At 66.3% G+C, this 16781-nt stretch carries 16 protein-coding genes and 1 tRNA gene; 4 read left to right on the top strand and 13 right to left on the bottom strand.

Features of this window, described 5'->3' with window-relative positions; all coding sequences use genetic code 11:
• Positions 1-4: 4 nt before the first annotated feature.
• The 5 genes from QOL62_RS01165 to QOL62_RS01185 all read right to left on the bottom strand — a co-directional run bounded on the left by QOL62_RS01165 (position 5) and on the right by QOL62_RS01185 (position 4966).
• A complete protein-coding gene (locus tag QOL62_RS01165) occupies positions 5-1099 on the bottom strand; it encodes a LysM peptidoglycan-binding domain-containing M23 family metallopeptidase (RefSeq protein WP_283404873.1) in 1095 nt (364 codons plus the stop codon).
• Positions 1096-1875: a 5'/3'-nucleotidase SurE gene (gene surE / locus QOL62_RS01170; protein WP_103728388.1), complete on the bottom strand. Its 780-nt coding sequence runs from the start codon at positions 1873-1875 to the stop codon at positions 1096-1098. The genes QOL62_RS01165 and surE overlap by 4 nt, the downstream gene beginning before the upstream one ends.
• A gap of 45 nt (positions 1876-1920) precedes the next feature.
• Positions 1921-3201: a serine--tRNA ligase gene (serS, locus tag QOL62_RS01175; RefSeq protein ID WP_283404874.1), complete on the bottom strand. Its 1281-nt coding sequence runs from the start codon at positions 3199-3201 to the stop codon at positions 1921-1923.
• Between the two features lie 65 nt (positions 3202-3266).
• On the bottom strand, positions 3267-4697 hold the full coding sequence (locus tag QOL62_RS01180) for a hypothetical protein (protein WP_283404875.1): 1431 nt from the start codon (positions 4695-4697) through the stop codon (positions 3267-3269).
• 194 nt (positions 4698-4891) lie between these two features.
• Positions 4892-4966, bottom strand: a tRNA-Val gene (locus QOL62_RS01185).
• Between the two features lie 77 nt (positions 4967-5043).
• Here QOL62_RS01185 and QOL62_RS01190 point away from each other — a divergent pair.
• A complete protein-coding gene (locus QOL62_RS01190) occupies positions 5044-5346 on the top strand; it encodes a DUF3297 family protein (protein WP_103728390.1) in 303 nt (100 codons plus the stop codon).
• Between the two features lie 61 nt (positions 5347-5407).
• Here QOL62_RS01190 and QOL62_RS01195 read toward each other — a convergent pair whose 3' ends face one another.
• Positions 5408-6070: a CHAP domain-containing protein gene (locus QOL62_RS01195; RefSeq protein ID WP_283404876.1), complete on the bottom strand. Its 663-nt coding sequence runs from the start codon at positions 6068-6070 to the stop codon at positions 5408-5410.
• 193 nt (positions 6071-6263) lie between these two features.
• Between QOL62_RS01195 and der the strand changes: the two genes are divergently transcribed.
• Positions 6264-7643, top strand: coding sequence for a ribosome biogenesis GTPase Der (gene der / locus QOL62_RS01200; RefSeq protein ID WP_103728619.1), 1380 nt, complete (start codon positions 6264-6266; stop codon positions 7641-7643).
• 91 nt (positions 7644-7734) lie between these two features.
• Here der and QOL62_RS01205 read toward each other — a convergent pair whose 3' ends face one another.
• The 5 genes from QOL62_RS01205 to QOL62_RS01225 all read right to left on the bottom strand — a co-directional run bounded on the left by QOL62_RS01205 (position 7735) and on the right by QOL62_RS01225 (position 12024).
• Entirely contained in the window at positions 7735-8889 is a 1155-nt protein-coding gene (locus tag QOL62_RS01205; RefSeq protein WP_103728392.1) for an AI-2E family transporter, read from the bottom strand.
• A gap of 81 nt (positions 8890-8970) precedes the next feature.
• On the bottom strand, positions 8971-9450 hold the full coding sequence (gene bfr, locus QOL62_RS01210) for a bacterioferritin (protein ID WP_103728393.1): 480 nt from the start codon (positions 9448-9450) through the stop codon (positions 8971-8973).
• A gap of 72 nt (positions 9451-9522) precedes the next feature.
• Positions 9523-9717 (bottom strand): (2Fe-2S)-binding protein, encoded by a 195-nt coding sequence (locus tag QOL62_RS01215; RefSeq protein ID WP_283404877.1) that lies wholly within the window; start codon positions 9715-9717, stop codon positions 9523-9525.
• A 64-nt stretch (positions 9718-9781) separates the two neighbouring features.
• A complete protein-coding gene (locus tag QOL62_RS01220) occupies positions 9782-11098 on the bottom strand; it encodes a DUF418 domain-containing protein (protein WP_283404878.1) in 1317 nt (438 codons plus the stop codon).
• Positions 11047-12024: an SPOR domain-containing protein gene (locus tag QOL62_RS01225; protein ID WP_346770647.1), complete on the bottom strand. Its 978-nt coding sequence runs from the start codon at positions 12022-12024 to the stop codon at positions 11047-11049. The genes QOL62_RS01220 and QOL62_RS01225 overlap by 52 nt, the downstream gene beginning before the upstream one ends.
• A 267-nt stretch (positions 12025-12291) precedes the next feature.
• Between QOL62_RS01225 and QOL62_RS01230 the strand changes: the two genes are divergently transcribed.
• A complete protein-coding gene (locus tag QOL62_RS01230) occupies positions 12292-13011 on the top strand; it encodes a ParA family protein (RefSeq protein ID WP_283404879.1) in 720 nt (239 codons plus the stop codon).
• Between the two features lie 28 nt (positions 13012-13039).
• Positions 13040-14392, top strand: coding sequence for an SPOR domain-containing protein (locus QOL62_RS01235; protein WP_283404880.1), 1353 nt, complete (start codon positions 13040-13042; stop codon positions 14390-14392).
• A 74-nt stretch (positions 14393-14466) separates the two neighbouring features.
• Here QOL62_RS01235 and QOL62_RS01240 read toward each other — a convergent pair whose 3' ends face one another.
• Both QOL62_RS01240 and QOL62_RS01245 read right to left on the bottom strand, forming a co-directional pair.
• On the bottom strand, positions 14467-15717 hold the full coding sequence (locus QOL62_RS01240) for a dihydroorotase (RefSeq protein ID WP_283404881.1): 1251 nt from the start codon (positions 15715-15717) through the stop codon (positions 14467-14469).
• Positions 15714-16694 carry an aspartate carbamoyltransferase catalytic subunit gene (locus QOL62_RS01245; RefSeq protein WP_103728397.1) on the bottom strand — a complete coding sequence of 327 codons (981 nt, stop codon included), beginning with the start codon at positions 16692-16694 and terminating at the stop codon, positions 15714-15716. Before QOL62_RS01245 ends, QOL62_RS01240 begins: the two co-directional genes overlap by 4 nt.
• Positions 16695-16781: the final 87 nt, after the last annotated feature.

The following is a 16781-nucleotide window of genomic DNA, read 5'->3' on the forward strand; positions in this document are numbered from 1 at the left end:
TGGGTCAGGGTGCCTTGGGAAGTTCGCCGCGCGGATCGACGGGCTTCCCGTCTCGCCGCACTTCGAAGTGAAGTTCGCTGCCCTTGGCGAGACCGGTCGTGCCGACGAGGCCGACGCGTTCACCGGCCGTCACGCTGGCGCCTTCCTTCACCGTGACGCGGCTCAGGAAGCCATAAGCCGTGTGCCAGCCGTTGCCGTGATCGATGACGACGAGATTGCCGAACTGGCCTTTCTCCTCGCCCGCAAAGACGACCGTACCGGCGCCGGCTGCGCGCACCATGGTTCCCGCCGGCGCCGTGATATCGAGGCCGTCGTGGAAATTGCTGCCGCTTGCATAGCCGCGCCGGACGGGACCGGTCAGGGGCCAGGCGAAGCGTGCCGAAGCCGTTCGTGCGGCGGGCGCGGGCACATCGTCGGATGCAGTCACGGGGCTCGATCGCGTGGATCCGCTTGCCGGCGGGTTGAGCAGGGTGGGGATCAGGAGGGTCTGCCCCACTTTCACCGCCGCCGCCGGTTCCAGGTTGTTGGCCAGAGCGATCTGTTCCCACGGCACGCCATAGTCCATGGAAATGCTGAAGCTCGTATCGCCGGCCTTGACGGCGTGGCGTCGCGTACGGGGGATACGCAGTGTCTGGCCTGTGCGCACGGCATAAGGCGGCTGCAAACCGTTCGCTTCTGCGATGAGGATGCGCGGCACCTTGGCGCGGGCGGCGATGCCGCCAAGCGTCTCGCCGGGCTGGACCAGATGTTCGGTCGCCGTTTCCGGGCTGCGTGTCGGACCCAATCGTGCGGCAATCACGCGGGAAGCGGTCCGCGCCGCCTGGGCGGCTGCGGGTAGCGCTTCGTCGGCGGGCTTCGCGGCGCTTGGCCGGGCCGGCGCGGCGGCGCGTGGGATCGCCAGCCTTTGGCCCACCCGCACCACGTAGGGTTCCCTGAGGCCGTTCGCCTTGCTGATCGCGCTGGCGGACACCCCTGCACGGTTGGCGATGCCGTTCAGGGTCTCTCCGGAAACGACGACGTGTGTGGTCTCGCTCTCGGGCGACGCCGCAAGGCTGGGGGAAGCGGCAAGAGCTGCCGCCAGAACGACAGCCCGCCTCACGAGGTCGCGCGTTCCTGTGCGAAGCGTTCGGCCATGGCCTTGAGCGACGCGTCGTGCGTGAGATCAAGATGAAGTGGCGTCACTGAAATGTGTCCCTCGGCGATCGCTTCCAGGTCCGTGTTGTGAGCGGGTGTATGCTCGATACCCTGTAAACCGAACCAGAAGTAGGGAAAACCGCGCGGATCCACCCCTTCGACGAGTGAGCCGCGGGCATAGTCGTGGAAGCCCTGACGAACCACGCGGATGCCTTTGACCTGGCTGGCCGGCAGGGGCGGGAAGTTGACGTTGACCAGCGTGCGCGGCGCGAACGGCTGGTCCAGCAGCGGGCGCAGCACCCGTGCGCCCCATTCCTCGGCAGCGGAGAAGTCCACGCCGTCGCCGATGCTCTCGCGCACGGGGACCTGGCTCAACGCGATCGAGCGCACACCCGCCAGCGCACCTTCCAGCGCCGCCGATACGGTGCCCGAATACGTCACGTCGTCGCCGAGGTTTGCGCCGCGATTGACGCCGGAAAGGATGAGGTCCGGCGGCTCGGGCAGAACCTTGCGCAGGCCCATCGTCACCGCATCTGTCGGCGTGCCGGTCACGGAAAAGCGACGTTCGGCGTGCTTGCGCAGACGGACCGGTCGGTTGAGGGTCAGCGAATGCCCGGCACCAGACTGTTCCTCGCTGGGCGCGCAGATCCAGATGTCGTCCGAAAGCTGCGCCGCGATCTTTTCCAGGACGTAGAGGCCGGGCGCGTTGATGCCGTCGTCATTGGTGAGGAGGATACGCACTGTGTCTGTCTTTCCTTGCCAATTGCCTGCGATGACCCGAGGCGGTCAGGCGGGCACTTCCAGCGTGTCGATGCCGCCCATCCACGGCTTCAAGGCTTCCGGCACAAGGACGGAGCCATCTTCCTGCTGATAATTCTCGAGCACCGCTACGAGCGTGCGGCCGACGGCCAGCCCTGAACCGTTGAGCGTGTGCACGAACTCCGTCTTCTTCGAACCTTCGGGCTTGAAGCGCGCGTTCATGCGGCGTGCCTGATAGTCACCGCAGTTGGAAATCGAACTGATTTCGCGGTAGGCGCCCTGGCCGGGCAGCCAGACCTCAAGGTCGAAAGTCTTGCGCGCGGTCGCCCCCATGTCGCCGGCACAGAGCAGCACCTTGCGGTACGGCAGGTGGAGCGCCTGCAGGATTCCCTCCGCTGCCGCCACCATGCGCTCGTGCTCGGCCTCGCTCTCTTCCGGCTTGCAGACAGTGACGAGTTCGACCTTCTCGAACTGGTGCTGCCGAATGAATCCCCGCGTATCGCGGCCTGCGGCACCGGCTTCGGAACGGAAGCACGGGGTGAGCGCGGTCATGCGCAACGGCAGCGCCTCCGGCGCAAGGATCTGCTCGCGCACGGCGTTGGTCAGGGACACTTCCGCCGTGGGAATCAGCCAGCGGCCGTCAGTGGTGCGGAACAGGTCTTCCGAGAACTTGGGAAGTTGCCCCGTTCCGAATACCGCATCGTCCTTTACCAGCAGCGGCACGGCGCATTCCATGAAGCCGTTCGCCGTGGTCTGCGTGTCGAGCATGAACTGCGCGAGAGCGCGGTGCAGGCGCGCCATCTGGCCCTTGAGGAATGTGAAGCGAGCGCCTGAAAGCAGGGCGCCCGTTTCGAAGTCGAGGCCAAGGGCAGGGCCGATGTCGGCATGTTCACGGGGGGTGAAGGCGAACTCACGCGGTGTGCCCCAGCGCGCCACTTCCACGTTCTGCGCCTCGTCCTCGCCGTCGGGGACCTCGTCTACCGGAATGTTGGGCAGGCCCGCCAGCGCGTCCTGCAGCCGGGCGGTGAGATCCTTTTCCTCCGCCTCAAGTGCGGGGAGGCTGCCCTTGAGCTGCGCGACTTCCGCCTTCAGCGCTTCCGCGGTCTCCGTATCGCCCTGACCCATGGCCTTACCGATCGCCTTCGAGGCTTCGTTGCGGCGGTTCTGCCCCTCCTGCATGCGAGTGGCGACGGCACGCCGCTGCTCATCAAGAGCGATGATGCTGGCGGAGACGGGCGCAACGCTCCGGCGGGCGAGGCCGGCGTCGAAGGCTGCGGGATTTTCGCGGATCTGGCGGATGTCGTGCATGGCGCGGGCTATGCCTTTTCGCATTGACCCGCGCAAGCACGGGAACATGCGATCTGCGCCGCAGATCAACGCTTTCGGCAGTCGGCCCAGACATCCATGCGCGCCGTGGTGAGCGCGTCGGGCGTCTCGATGTTTGCGACCCGCCGGCAATTCTTCCGCACATAGGCATAAACGGTGTCGAGCACCTCCATGTTGGGAGGCCCCTCGCGCGGTTTGTCCGGCGTGACGACGATGCCGGGCCGTTGCGCCAGTACGCGGCGTGTCTCACCCAGTGTGGAAAGATGGCTGAGATCCTTCTCGTTCGCGTCGCCCAGATGATGCGGGAATACCAGCGGGGTCGGGAAGGCGTGCCCGGTCAACGTGTAGAGCTGCGGAGGACCGTCCACCACAAAGAGCGGGCTGCCGTCGTCGTGCCCGCGGATCACGTCCGCCAGTTCCGCAAACGCATCGATCGATTGCTGCGTTCGCCGAGCGTCGAGGGGGTCGAACGTGCAGACCGAATAGGCCGCCAGACCGGCCATCGCAATCTGGCCGACGACCGGGCGGGCAAGGAACACCGCAGTGGCTGCGCTCAGAGGGACGAGAAGAGGCAGCGAGTAATGCATGTAGAAGTTCGGCACGAAGACCAGCCCGATGACGGCTGCGGCGATCCAGCCCGTGACGAAGCGACGGCTCTCGCCTTTCCAGTCCGCCAGCGAAAGGGTGGCCACCACCAGCAGAGGAGCAAGAATGACGAACGTGATGAGAAAGCGCATCGTCGTCGGGTACAGGAACATCGGCCTGTTCGCGCTCGCCGTATACATCGCATGCCAGTAGATCCCCCAGTACCCCTCCGCAGCATACCAGCCCGCGATCGCCAGCGTGGGGGCAGCGCCGATCGCCGCCCACAGGAGAACGGGTCTCCAGACGAGGCTCCGCGGCATGGGTGAGCGAAGCAGGCGGGCCGAGGCGTAGAGGCCGAGGAAGCTCGCCTCGAACACGGCTGTCTGTTTGATCGTTATGGCGACGCCGGCCAGCGCCATGGCCGCGGCGACGCTGGGCGGGGCCTGCCCCCGAAGCAGGCGGTCGCGGGCGCTGAAGACGAGCAGCGCGGCCGTCGCGATGAACAGGTTGTAGAAGATCGGGGTCTGCCCTCCGAAGCCTTGCAGTTCGGTGAGCCACAGAAGGTACGCCATTCCGGCGAGGAGGCCGGCACGGGTGGTGCTCCAAGCGCTTGCCAGCCGGGCGATGACCCAGGCCGTCGCAGCCGCGAAGATCGTGGCGATCACCTGGTAGGCGATCGGGCTGTAGGAGATGAAGGCGATCAGGTAATAGAGGAAGAACAGGCCCCAGGGCTTGCGATCCCATACATCGACATAGGGAATCGCTCCTTCGTGCATGGCGATGCCGACGGTCTGATAGAAGCTCTCGTCCACATGGAGATTGGGGTCGCCGAACGTGGCGATGCGAAGCGCGATTGCCGTGACGAGGAAGAGCAGCAGATGAAGGGGGCGCACGCCTGGAGCTTCGCCGGTGCGGGAGTCCCGTGTTACCCGTTCCATAAGCATCGAAGAACCGTCCCGCCTCCAGAAGTCGCGGCGTTCCTGTACGAAACGGACCTAATTTCCCGTTAACCGCGCAGGCAGGCGCCCGGAACGCAAATCAGTCCAGAATGATCTTGAGGTTTTTTCGAAGGACCATCCCGGTGGGATGGTGGGCGCGACAGGGATTGAACCTGTGACCCCACCCGTGTGAAGGGTGTGCTCTACCGCTGAGCTACGCGCCCGCTCCGTTGCGGAAGCGCGCCTTTAGACAGGCCGGATCGAATTGACAAGCGGGGAATGCAATATAAATCGCAGGGGCATGACTGAAGAGACCACCACGCCCGAAACCGCCGGCCCTGACGTGCCGCCGGATCACCTCGCGATCAACCCGCGCAGCCCGTTCTTCGATCAGGACAAGCTGCAGCGCGGCATCGGTATCCGCTTCAAGGGCACTGTGCGCACCAACATCGAGGAATATTGCATTTCCGAGGGTTGGGTGCGCGTGCAGGCCGGAAAGGCGATGGATCGCCACGGAAACCCGCTGACGATCAAGCTCTCGGGTCCGGTCGAAGCCTGGTACGAGGACCTGGGCGAAGGCGCCCCGGTGGCAAAGAAGGATTGAGCCATTCGCCGGAGGAGGCGCGCCGCCGAGAGGGAGCGCGCATCCTCCGGTCCCGGCCGGATCAGTAAGCGCCGGCGATGATGGCGCCGATGGGGTCGCTTCGGCGGCCCTTTCCATTGGAGGCTCTGGCCGCCGTGGCAAGGCGCGCGGTCTCTGCGCGTTCCCGCGCCTCCGGGCGCGAGCCGGGCTTGCTGTTGTAAATGAAGCCCGCGACAGGCCAGTGCGTGGTGCCGAGACCCCGGGCCGGGGCATACCAGATGCGGACCCGGCTCCAGTCATTCGCGGGCGACACGTCGAGCGCGGTCACGTTGCGCTCGACCTGGCCGGGGACGGACCAGTTGGCATGGCTCAGCAAGACTGTGCGCGAATCGATGATCCGGCTGACGGTCGCCACGTGGCCGAGCCGCGAGTTGTTGAAGGGTTTGATCGCCATGACCGCGCCGACGCGGGGGCTGGTGCCGGTCGCGTAGCGACCCTGTGCCTGAGTCCACCACGTCCACGCATCACCGTAAAGCTGGATGCCCGATGTCGTGCGGGCATAAGGCACGCATTCCAGATCGCCGGCCGGATGGCCAGGCGGCTTGCTGGAGATGAAGCCCGCGCCCACGGCGCTGTCGTCCCGCGCGTCCGTGTCCGGCACGGCGCGCGCGGATGCGGTTGGGATGGATGCGGCTGCGCACATGGCGGCTAGCCCCAGAACGATCGCGTTTCCCTGTACCCTCATGCCCCGCTCTGTGCCCCACGAAGATTATCGGGAATCTTCCACGGTTGGTTAACGGCGAAGTAGGAAAAGGTTCCCCGTCGCGGCAAAAATTGTCGCCAAGCGCTGCGCCCGGGCTGCGAACCGGCCGTTTTGGCCCGCCAGCACCCGCCTAACGCTTGCCAAAGCCGGCGGAAGTCCCCAAGCGGTGGGAATCATGCTTCCTCAAGTCATCATCATAGGCCGACCGAACGTCGGCAAGTCCACGCTGTTCAACCGGCTGGTCGGCAAGAAACTGGCGCTGGTCGACGACCAGCCCGGTGTCACGCGCGACCGCCGATTCGGTGATGCCGAACTGCTGGGCCTCAAGTTCCAGATCGTCGACACCGCAGGCTGGGAAGACGACGAGGCGGAAACCCTGCCGGGTCGGATGCGCAAGCAGACCGAAGCCGCGCTGCAGACGGCAGATGTCGCGCTGTTCGTGGTCGACGCCCGCGCCGGCCTTACTCCTCTGGATGAAGAGATAGGGAACTGGCTGCGGGCATCCACCGTGCCTGTCATCCTGCTCGCCAACAAGGCGGAAGGCCGCGCCGGAGAAGGTGGCCTGCTGGAGGCCTATTCGCTGGGTCTCGGCGATCCTGTCGGCATCTCGGCGGAGCACGGCGAAGGCATGGGAGACCTGTTCGAGGCCCTGCTTCCGCATCTCGACCCGCTCCAGCCGGTGGAGGACGAGTTTGCCGCGGAGGAGGACGAGGAAGCGCTGCTTCGCGCGCCCCTGAAGCTGGCGATCGTCGGCCGCCCCAATGCGGGCAAGTCCACGCTCATCAACAGGCTGCTGGGTGAAGACCGGCTGCTGACCGGGCCGGAGGCGGGCATTACCCGCGATTCGATCGCCATCGACTGGACGTGGACCGACCCCAAGACCAAGGAAGCCCGCGAGGTCCGGCTGATCGACACGGCCGGCATGCGCAAGCGCGCGAACGTGACCGAGAAGCTGGAGCGACTCGCCGTGGCCGACGCGCGTCACGCGATCGACTTCGCCGAAGTCGTCGTCCTCCTTCTCGACGCAACGCGCGGGCTGGAGCACCAGGACCTGACGATCGCCTCCAAGGTGCTCGAAGAAGGCCGCGCCCTGATGATCGCCATCAACAAGTGGGACGTGGCGGAGGACGCATCGAGCCTGTTCAACGGCATCCGCGCCGCGCTCGATGATGGCCTGGCGCAGGTGAAGGGGCTGCCGCTTCTCGCTGTCTCGGCCCGCACCGGCAAGGGCTTGGACGATATGCTGGCGGCCGCCTTCTCCATCCGCGAAGCCTGGAGCAAGCGCGTGCCGACGTCCGCGCTCAATCGCTGGTTCGACGATGCGCTTGCGGCCAATCCGCCGCCGGCGCCGGGCGGCAAGCGGATCAAGCTGCGCTACATCACCCAGGCAAAGACCCGGCCGCCGGGCTTCGTCATCTTCGGCACCCGCCTCGATCTCTTGCCCGAGAGCTACAAGCGGTATCTGGTGAATGGGATGCGGCGGGAACTCGGCTTCGAATCGGTGCCGATCCGGCTCAATCTGCGCAGTCCGAAGAACCCCTTCAAGAAGGACTGACGCGGGTTCGACGCAAGTACGGGTTGATGCCCTGCATGGGCGCATCGACCCGCACGCGCGGCTGGACCGATGCGCCGGAACGGCGCCTCGCTCAGGAAGGGTGAGCGACGGATTCCTCGACGGCCCTGCTTGCCACGGCATCGGTCTGCACCGGCACCGGGGATCCTGTAAGCACTTCCTCGCGTGCGCGGCGGCTGTCGCGATGATGGTTCCAGACCGCGATGAACAGCGCGGCGATGACGGGGCCGATGATGAAGCCGTTGAGACCGAACAGTTCAAGTCCCGATAGCGTGGCGATCAGGACCACGAAATCTGGCAGGCGGGTGTCGCGCCCGACGAGGATCGGCCGCAGCACGTTATCGACCATGCCGATGATGAACACGCCGCAGAAGAGGACGATGCCCGCCTTCATGGGTTCGCCCGCCGCGAACAGGTAGATGGCCACGGGACCCCAGATGATGGCCGTCCCCACGGCTGGCAGCAGGGAAAAGAACCCCATCAGCACGCCCCAGATGAGGGCGCCTTCGATCCCGAGCGACGAGAAGAGGATGCCGCCGAGGAAGCCCTGCACGACGGCGACGACGACGGTGCCGCGCATTGTCGCGCGCACCACCAGCAGGAAGTTCTCGATCAGGGCGTCGCGCGTGGCGGGACGCAGTGGCAGGCAGGTCCGGAACTTCTCGCCATAACGGTCGCCGTCCCGAAGCAGGAAGTAGCTGAGGTAGAGCATCACACCAAGCGCGGCGATGAAGCTCAGCGCTCCCTGGCCCACCGTCAGCACGCGCCCGGCGATTGTCTGCAGGCCGCTGGTGATGCTGGACCCGAACTCCCGCCGGATGGTCTCGAAGTTCGTCAGATCGTACTCGGACAGGAGTTCGCGCGCCCGACGCGGCAAGGCGCTCATGACCTGCTGGAAGATGCGGCCGAAGTCGATCTGGCCGCTGGCGATCTTCTCATACAGCATCGTGGCTTCATTGACGAGGCTGATGCCCAGGAGGATCGTCGGCACCACGAGCAGCGTGATCAGCCCGAACAGGACTATCGATGCGGCCAGGTTCTTGCGGCCGTCCAGCCGCGTCGCAAGCCGGGCGGTGAGCGGCTGGAACATGATCGCGGCAACCACGCCCCAGAGGACGGGTCCGAAGTAGGGAGCCAGAAGGTAGGCCGCCGCCAGGGAAATCAGCACGACGAGGACGGTAAAGCCTATGTCCTCCGTCTCGAAGCCGCTCTTCTCTTGCGAACCCATCGTTCCCCCTAATAGCGCACAGAGCTCCTGCCATCCATAATCGACGGCAGGAGCCCGTGTTCCCTGGCCTGCTGATGGGGGTCAGTCTTCCGCCGGTTTGCTTTGCAGCTGGCAGTAGTTCTGGATTCCCATTCGCTCGATCATGTCGAACTGCTTCTCGAGGAAATCAACATGCTCTTCCTCGCTTTCGAGGATTCGTGCGAAAATCTCGCGGCTGACATAGTCGCGGACCGTTTCGCAATGCGCGATGGCTTCCTTGAGCATGGGAATCGCATCGTACTCGAGCGCGAGATCGGCCTTGAGGATCTCCTCCACTGATTCGCCGACGCGCAGCTTGCCCAGGTTCTGGAAGTTCGGCAGCCCGCCGAGGTAGAGAATGCGATCCGCAAGCACGTCGGCGTGCTTCATCTCGTCGATCGATTCGTGGCGCTCGTACTCGGCGAGCTTCTTGATGCCCCAGTTGTCCAGCATGCGGTAATGCAGCCAGTACTGGTTGATTGCGGTGAGCTCGTTGAACAGCGCCTTGTTCAGAAACTCGATAACCTTGAGGTCGCCCTTCATCGCGCGGAAACTCCTGTTCTGGAGCCGCGGCTATACGGAAATTCGGCAATGAGGACAAGTCAGGACAGAGTTTCAGGCGGCGGCAGCTATTCCCATGCTGTCGGACGAAAGTTCGTCCGCGATGATGTCATCGGCTTCGTCAAGGCACTGGCGGCATTGCGGAACGCGGCCGAGAGCACCGTAGATCGCTTCGGCATTCCCGCGACAGCGGCGGGCGGCGCAGCGAAGTTCGGTCTCTCGAATGGCATTGCAGATGCACACGTACATGAGCGAATCCTTTCGTTGCGCCCAATATATGCGAGTGCGAATGGATCGCAATAGCGAAAATGCCTCAGCCTGTTCGATTGTTCAGCGGGCGCCGTTCCACGAGCGAGCGCCACAGCCATTCAAGCGGTCCGCGGCGGAAATGCCGCAACCACAGAGAGCTCCAGACAAGCATGAGCGCCCACCCTCCGGCAACGAACAGCCACTGTTCCGCCGGCGATACCCGCCCGTGAAGGCCCAGCCCCCAGCCGTAGAACAGCGTTGTCATTACAAGGCTGGTGAGGATGTAATTGCTGAACGCCATGCGGCCCGCCGCTGCAAGGGTCCGGCCCAGACCGGAGCGCGCCAGCGCAGGCGTGGCGAGGACGAGGACGGCTGCGTAGCCGATCCCGCCCAACAGGTGCGGAAGCGCCATTCCCCAGGCGATTGCGGCCTGCATGGCCATGAGCGGGAAGCCCCTCGGCCAGGCCCACGCGAGGTACAGCCCCGTCAGCAGGAGCGCGGCAAGGGTGCAGCCCCATGCCAGTGCCCGAAGGCGCGCACGCGGCAGGCGTCCGTCGAAGAACCCGCGCCGAAAGAGGACCATGCCTATCAGGATAAGGGGCAACGTTTCGGCGTAAGAGCTGGCTACCATCTGCACCTGCCAGAACGGCCGTTCGATCAGCTTCGTCCCGACCAGTTCAAGGAACCCGAACTGCGCCTCCCGCAGTTCCAGCGCTGCCCAGGCCCGGATCGGTTCGACATGGCTGGCGAGCAGGCGAGCCTGCGCGGGACTGGCGGATGCGGTGCGTGCTGCCTCTTCCGCTTGCAGCGTCGGGATGGCGCTGACGAAGCCCCAGGCATGGTAGCCGCAGTAGAGCGCAAGAGCCATCCAGAGAAGGGGGCGGTCCCCGATGGACCTCATCGTCAGCGCAACGATGCCGCATGCTGCGTAGAGGAACAGGATGTCGCCCCACCACAGGAGCAGGTAGTGTGCCATGCCGAAGATCAGCAACCAGCCCAGCCGACGCAGCTGCAGACTGTCGCCGTCCCGGCCCGCCGCGTCGGCGCGCTGCGAGAAGAGAACGAGTCCGGCGCCGAACAGCAGTGTGAAGAGGGCGCGCATCTTCCCCTCGAACAGCAGGAACCCGAAAGACCAGGCGACCTTGTCCAGGAGTTCGGGGGACGTTCCTTCGAACGGCGCCACACTCGGCCGCAGCGTTCCTACCATCGGTCCGGCGAACCCTGCGATGTTGATCGCCAGAATACCCAGGACGGCCACGCCGCGAATCAGGTCAAGCGTCGGCAGGCGTGCGCAGGACGCCGCACCTTCGAGGTTTTGCTCGGCCTGTATCAGTCGCGGCTCGGAAGGCAGGTAAAGCCACCCGCAGAGAGCCGGGCGCACGCCGCCGAAGCCTCGGCGCGGGACGCGAAGCCCGTGGCCTGAAGTTTGGTCAGTTTGCCCACGCGGACGAGGGCGCGCGGATGGCCTGCCAGTTCCGGCCTGCCCTTGAGGCGGCTCCAGAGGGTTTCGGCGTTGCCGGCCACGGCGAAGGCGCCGAGCTGGACCCGCCAGGGACCGCTCGCCTTTTTTTTCGCAACCGGCGGTGCAGGCGGCTCCTTCGGCTTCGCCGCAGCGGTTATCTGCGGGGCAGGCTTCGGCGAGCGGGGCGGCGACGGCGGCCGCGCCACGGGTTCCGCTTGCGCCAACCGCGTATCGAGTTCGACGGCGGTGTTCAGGCGCTCGCGGTTGGCCTGCGCCTGTGCGGAGATCTGCTCCGCGACGACGACGCTCTTCTGCCGGTCGGCCAGAGGAACGTGCTCGTCCATCCGCGCCAGAGCCTCGGCCGCCTGCGGCAAGCCGGCCTGGCGAGCGAGGCTCGCAAGAGCGTAGGCGCGCACCCAGTCCTTCGCGACGAGGTCGCCGTTGAAGTGTGCGACACCCAGGATGTACATCGCGCGCGGATCGCCGCGTGCGGCCGAAGCCTGGAGATAGGGGAGGGCGCGTTCGCGTTCGCCTTCCTGGAAAAGCAGCAGACCATAGGCATCGGCCGCCTGCACATGCCCCTTCTCAGCGGCCTGTCCGTAAAGCCTTTCAGCGCTGGAAAGATCGAGCGGAACCCCGCGCCCCAACTTGTAGGCCTGCGCGAGGTTGAACAGCGCATCCGCATCGCCTTTCTGCGCAAGCGGCTCCCACGTTCGGACGGCGGCTGCATAGTCCCCGTTCGACCAGGCATCGACCCCATCCTTGACGCTGTGCGTCGCAGCCTGCGCCACAGGCGCGGCGAGGGTGAGCAGGACCAGTGCGGTCATCGCATGTATCGTCTTCACTGCCTTGCCATTCCGCTGCCGCCGACCCCTGTCCGTTGAAGTATCCTGCCGACATCTGCCGGGCACCAAAACCACGGCGGTTAGTCTGCCAGAATTCCCTGGCTTCTGACTAGGCGCGAAGAGTTAACGCGGTGTGGACGTTTCAGCTGCCGGTTTCTTCTTCGGAATGCGGGTTTGGTCGAAATCAGAGGCAATTAACCGTTAATTAGGAACGTTAGGGCAGTCCCTCCACTGGCGACGCGCTCGCCGCAATGGGGGACTATCGTTTTGCGCGTACTTGCACTGGCATCGCAGAAGGGCGGTTCGGGGAAGACCACGCTGTCGGGCCAACTCGCCGTGGAGGCCGAGCGTGCAGGTGCCGGCCCTGTCGTCCTTATCGACATCGATCCGCAGGGTTCGCTGACCGACTGGTGGAACGAGCGCGAGGCGCCGACGCCCGCCTTTGCTCGAACGACCGTCGCGCGGCTGGCGAGCGATCTGGAAACCTTGCGTGAACAGGGTTTCAAGCTGGCGGTGATCGATACCCCGCCGGCCATCACGGTGGCGATCCAGACGGTGATTGCCGCGAGCGAACTCATCGTCATTCCAACTCGGCCGAGTCCTCACGACCTGCGGGCCGTGGGTGCGACCGTGGCCCTGTGCGAGCGGTCCGGCAAACCGCTGGTCTTTGTGGTGAACGGCGCGACGCCCAAGGCGCGCATCACGACCGAAGCGGTCATCGCACTTTCCCAGCACGGGACGGTGGCCCCGGTCACGGTGCATCAGCGCACGGATTTCGCCGCCTCGATGATCGACGGGCGCACCGTCATGGAAGTCGACCCGCGCGGGCGCTCCGCTGCGGAGGTCGCTGCGCTCTGGGCCTATGTGGCCGACCGCCTGGAAAAGAATTTTCGTCGCACGATTTTCGCCGCACCTGCCGCCGGGCAGTCCGTGGCGGGGGGCGTGCTGCGTCCGGCCGGCAGCTTCGGCCGCCGGGTGCCTGCGTGAGCGGGCCGGCATGATTTGGGACATGAAGATGAAGAACCGTCATAACAGCCACGCCCGCTCCGCAGGCTTCACCTTGTGTTCGGCGATGGTGGCCGCGCTGCTGGCGGGATGCGCCGGTGGCCCGACCTCCCTCGCCAGTGCAAACGGGACACAGGTTGTGGCTGCAGCGAACCAGCCCGGCGTGAGCGAGGCCGCGCTGGCGAAGCTCGAGAAGCGGGTTTTGAAAGCCCCGCGCGACGCGTCCGCCCGCGGGCTGCTGGGGCAGGCCTATCTTGCCGTCGGTCGTTTCGATTCGGCGGCCACCGCGCTGGAGGATGCGCTTTCGCTAGGCGACAGCAATCCCCGCAGTGGCCTGGGCCTGGCGCTGGCCTACATCGGTTTGGCCCGCAACGCCGATGCCCTTGAAGTGCTCGGCCGATGGAGCACTCAGCTCCCCGTCAGCGATTACGGGCTGGCGATCGCGCTGGCGGGACAGCCCGCCTATGGCGTCACGGTGCTTTCGGAGGCGATCCGTGGCGGAGACAACTCGGTCAAGATGCGGCAGAACCTGGCCTATGCCTATGCGTTGGACGGGCGCTGGGGCGAGGCCCGGCTGATCGCGTCGCAGGACCTTACCGGAGACGAACTTGACACCCGTCTGCGGGAGTGGGCCAGCCGGGCGCACCCGGAGCTCGGCCGTCAGCGGGTGGCGAGCCTGCTCGGCGCGCCGCTGCGCAGCGATCCCGGCCAGCCCGCCGCGCTGGCGCTTGGTGGCCGCGTCCCTGCGCCGCAGATCCGGACGGCTGCGTCGGAGCCGGGCGAACTGCCGCCGATGGAAGCCGCCGCTCCCGTCACACCGTTTGCAGGGATCGTGCAGACTGCCCTCAGCGACGGCGAGGCGAGTGTCTCCGTCGCGGCCGAGGCTGCGCCGCCGCCGCGCGTGGAGCCTCGGCCCGCAGGCGAGGCCCGGGCTCGGCCGAAGCCCGCGCGCACGTCCGTCGAGCGGGCTTTCGCGGGGATGACCGCTCCTGCGGCCAAGATGATGGCCCCTGCAGCGAAGGAGGCGGCTGCTGCGCCTGCGGCCCGGCCCAAGCCTGAGGTCCACAGTGGGACGCATCTCGTACAGCTTGGGTCGTTCCGTACGCTGGAGGGCGCGAAGCGGGCATGGGGCATCCTGCAGAAGCAGAACCCGTCGCTGCGCGGCCGCACCTTGCGCATCATCGAGGCCGATGTTCGCGGAGAGCGCTATTTCAGGGTCGCTGCCGAAGGTTTCGGCGCAAATTCCGCGCAGGCAATGTGTTCGACCGTCCGCAAGAGCGGGCAGCAGTGCCTGGCTTACGCGGACGACCGCCCGCAGCCCGGCACCGGTCGCGGCGAGAAGCCTTTGCTGGCGCGTCGCTGACCGGCTGAGCTGCAACGGCATGAAGAAGGCCTTTCGCCTGATGGCGGAAGGCCTTCTTCATGGCCGATCCCCGATTAGCCGGAGGTCGACCGCCGGACCGCCATGCCACCCTTGAACAGCGCCAGGACGCGACCCTGGACGGGCTGGCGGTCGAACGGCGTGTTGCCGGCAGCGGCCGCCATCTTGTCCGAATTGACGATCCACGGACGTTCCGGATCGATCACCGCGATGTCCGCCTCGGCGCCGACTGCGAGGCGGCCGGCGTTGACGCCGAGCAGGCGGGACGGGTTGGTCGACAGCAGCGCGAAGGCCCGCCCGATATCAATCACCCCGTCGCGAACGAGGTTCAGCGTCAGCGGCAGCAGCGTCTCCGCTCCCGCCATGCCGGGCGCCGAATCGGAGAACGGCAGGCGCTTGTCCTCCGGTCCGCGCGGGTCGTGGCCCGATGTGATGACGTCGATGGTGCCGTCCTTGATGGCGGTGACGACCGCCTTGCGATCCTCTTCGCAGCGCAGGGCGGGGGAGAGGTGCGTGAAGGTGCGGAAGGCGCCGATCGCGAGGTCCGACAGCATGAAGTACGCCGGGCTAATGCCCGCCGTCACGTGCAGGCCGCGCGCCTTGGCGGCCCGCACGAGGTCAAGCCCGGCGGCTGTCGTCACGTTGCGGAAGTGGATTGCGGCGCTTGCCATTTCGGCAAGTGTGATGTCACGGGCGATCGCCAGCGCCTCTGCCTGAGCGGGCGCGCTGGGGAGGCCGAGCCGGGTCGCCATCTCACCAGCGGTGGCGACGGCGTTGCCGACGATCCCGGCGTCCTCCGCATGAGCGATGACGATCATGCCGAGCATGCCGGTGTACTGGAGCAGCCGCAGCATCGTGCCCGAATCGCCGATCCACCGGCGCCCCGTGGCGACTGCGCGGGCGCCTGCGTCCCGCATCATCGCGATCTCCGCGAGAGACGTGCCCTCAAGCCCCTGCGTGGCGGCGGCAAGGGGATGCACCCAGAAGTCGGGCTTGCCGGACTGAGCCGCGAAGCGAACCCGGGCCGGAACGTCCAGAGGGGGGTTCTGGTCCGGCATCAGCGCGGCCCGCGTGATGCCGCCGAAGTGGAAGGCGGGCTTGTCGATCGCGAAAACGCCGATGTCGACGAGGCCCGGCGCGACGATCCGGCCCGCCGCATCGTGAACCGTGTCGCCCTTCTGAGGGACGACACCCGCGCCGACGGCGGTGATGAAGCCGCCTTCGCAGCGCACCGCGCCGGGAGTGACGGTGCCGTCCGGCAGCAGAAGCTGGCCGCCGGTGATGGTGAGGGAGGCCTGGATACTCATGCCCAGCCCTCCATTCCGCGACCTTTTCGGGTCAGCACGTCAAGGCAGGCCATGCGGATGGCGACGCCCATCTCCACCTGGCGGGTGATGAGCGAGCGTTCGATGTGGTCGGCGACGTTGCTGTCGATCTCGACGCCTCGGTTCATCGGGCCCGGGTGCATGACTAGCGCGTCCGGCTCCGCCCGCGCCAGCCGGTCCAGCGTCAGGCCGTAAAGGTGCCGGTACTCGCGCGGGGAGGGGATGAACTGGCCTTCCATGCGCTCCATCTGCAGGCGCAGCATCATCACCACGTCCGCGCCCTTCAAGGCTTCGTCGAAGTCATGGAACACGGTGACGTTCATCCGCTCGATATCAGCGGGCATGAGCGCGGGGGGTGCGCAGACCCGCACTTCGGCGCCCAGCGAGTTGAGGCACAGGATGTTCGAGCGTGCGACGCGGCTGTGCAGGATGTCGCCGCAGATCGTCACCCGCAAACCGTTGAAGGCGCGCTTGGCGTGGCGGATGGTCAGTGCATCGAGCAGCGCCTGAGTGGGGTGTTCGTGCTGGCCGTCCCCGGCATTGAGGACCGGGCAGTCGACCTTGTCCGCGATGAGCTGCACCGCGCCGGAACTGGCGTGACGGATGACGATCGCATCCGCGCGCATGGAATTGAGCGTCATCGCCGTGTCGATCAGCGTCTCACCCTTCTTCACGCTCGATGTCGCGACGGCCATGTTGACCACATCGGCCCCGAGGCGCTTGCCCGCGATCTCGAAGCTGAGCAGCGTGCGGGTCGAGTTTTCGAAGAACGCGTTGATGATGGTCAGGCCTGACAGCAGTTCCCGCCGCTTCTGTGCGCCCCGGTTCATCTCGACCCATTGTTCCGCTTCGTCCAGCAGGAACCAGATCTCGTGCGGAGCAAGGCCCGCTATGCCGACGAGGCCGCGATGGGGGAAAGCGAGTGCGCCTTCCGGGTAAGTGTATTCAGGGGGTGTCATCAAGGACCACGCTAGTAGGCGCGCCCCGGCGCCTGCTCAAGCCCCTGCGGGCTTTCGATGCCCACAAGGGGGACCGCCTGCGCCGGT

This window comes from Novosphingobium panipatense (genome assembly GCF_900182875.1).
In the GTDB taxonomy this organism is placed as follows: domain Bacteria; phylum Pseudomonadota; class Alphaproteobacteria; order Sphingomonadales; family Sphingomonadaceae; genus Novosphingobium; species Novosphingobium panipatense.

Excerpts from the sequence above, each read along its gene's own strand:
- serS (WP_283404874.1), bottom strand. The coding sequence starts at position 3,201 with ATGCACGACATCCGCCAGATCCGCGAAAATCCCGCAGCCTTCGACGCC.
- QOL62_RS01190 (WP_103728390.1), top strand. The coding sequence starts at position 5,044 with ATGACTGAAGAGACCACCACGCCCGAAACCGCCGGCCCTGACGTGCCG.
- QOL62_RS01195 (WP_283404876.1), bottom strand. The coding sequence starts at position 6,070 with ATGAGGGTACAGGGAAACGCGATCGTTCTGGGGCTAGCCGCCATGTGC.
- der (WP_103728619.1), top strand. The coding sequence starts at position 6,264 with ATGCTTCCTCAAGTCATCATCATAGGCCGACCGAACGTCGGCAAGTCC.
- QOL62_RS01205 (WP_103728392.1), bottom strand. The coding sequence starts at position 8,889 with ATGGGTTCGCAAGAGAAGAGCGGCTTCGAGACGGAGGACATAGGCTTT.
- bfr (WP_103728393.1), bottom strand. The coding sequence starts at position 9,450 with ATGAAGGGCGACCTCAAGGTTATCGAGTTTCTGAACAAGGCGCTGTTC.
- QOL62_RS01215 (WP_283404877.1), bottom strand. The coding sequence starts at position 9,717 with ATGTACGTGTGCATCTGCAATGCCATTCGAGAGACCGAACTTCGCTGC.
- QOL62_RS01235 (WP_283404880.1), top strand. The coding sequence starts at position 13,040 with ATGAAGAACCGTCATAACAGCCACGCCCGCTCCGCAGGCTTCACCTTG.
- QOL62_RS01240 (WP_283404881.1), bottom strand. The coding sequence starts at position 15,717 with ATGAGTATCCAGGCCTCCCTCACCATCACCGGCGGCCAGCTTCTGCTG.
- QOL62_RS01245 (WP_103728397.1), bottom strand. The coding sequence starts at position 16,694 with ATGACACCCCCTGAATACACTTACCCGGAAGGCGCACTCGCTTTCCCC.